The sequence below is a fragment of the Mesorhizobium sp. M4B.F.Ca.ET.089.01.1.1 genome (assembly GCF_004022605.1).
GTDB classification, from domain to species: Bacteria; Pseudomonadota; Alphaproteobacteria; order Rhizobiales; family Rhizobiaceae; genus Mesorhizobium; species Mesorhizobium abyssinicae.
In genome coordinates this window covers 1-749 of the sequence record NZ_RZOS01001072.1, presented here as the reverse complement: position 1 = coordinate 749, position 749 = coordinate 1, and the positions used below count along the sequence as shown (strand labels likewise).

The 749-nt window shown below is 59.1% G+C and carries 2 protein-coding genes; both read right to left on the bottom strand.

Annotation, left to right across the window (positions count from 1 at the left end):
* On the bottom strand, positions 1-526 hold a 526-nt coding region (locus tag EN780_RS36085; RefSeq protein ID WP_128276588.1), incomplete at its 3' end, for a nucleotidyl transferase AbiEii/AbiGii toxin family protein.
* A partial coding sequence (locus EN780_RS36080; RefSeq protein ID WP_128276587.1) for a hypothetical protein occupies positions 526-749 on the bottom strand: 224 nt, incomplete at its 5' end. The genes EN780_RS36085 and EN780_RS36080, both read right to left, overlap by 1 nt.

Below are 749 nucleotides of genomic sequence, written 5' to 3'. Positions count from 1 at the left end.
GTTCTGGGAGCGCACGCAGAGCGTTGACGACCTCGTCCAGTTGCGACCGGGCTGCGGCGGCGATGTCGAAGATGTCGCGCGGTTTGGCTTCCGATCCCCGGTAATATACCTTCTTGGCGATAATTTCCGGAATGGTCTCGAGACGCACCGTCGTGCCTTCCACCGCACGGGTCTCGAAAGGCATCGTTGTCAGCGCTCCGGCAACGATGAAGTCGATTTCGCCAATTCCCTCGAAGGCGAACTTCTGAAACCGAAGCCCGTCACCCAGATAGTCGGACGGCATCGTTTCGAAGTGCAGGTGGCTTCTGGAGGGGTCGATGAATCCGAGCAATTGAGGGTCGTCGAGGAAGATATCGATGTCATGGCTCTCGCGATGGCCGATCTGGATCATCATCGCCGTTCCGCCGCCAAATGACCATTCAAAGTCATCGCCCCCGGCATTCTCGCGAAGCTGATCGATCAGGTCGATAGTGATACCAAAAAGCCGCCGCCATTCGGACGGGCGTCGGCTATCAAGTCCAGCCATTACGCGACGAGCGGATAGCTCTCGCCGGACCAGGCAGAGAACTTGGCGGCAAACGCCTTCAGGTCCTCAACCGCGATGTGGTGCGCGATTGCGAACTCGACTTGCTGGGCGAGAGGGACCTCGCCGAGAAAGGCGCTGACATGACCGGGATGCTGCTTGGCCAGATCGATATTAGCAAGGCAATGCGCCAGCGCCGCGTCGTCCAGTTGATCACTGTAGGGCG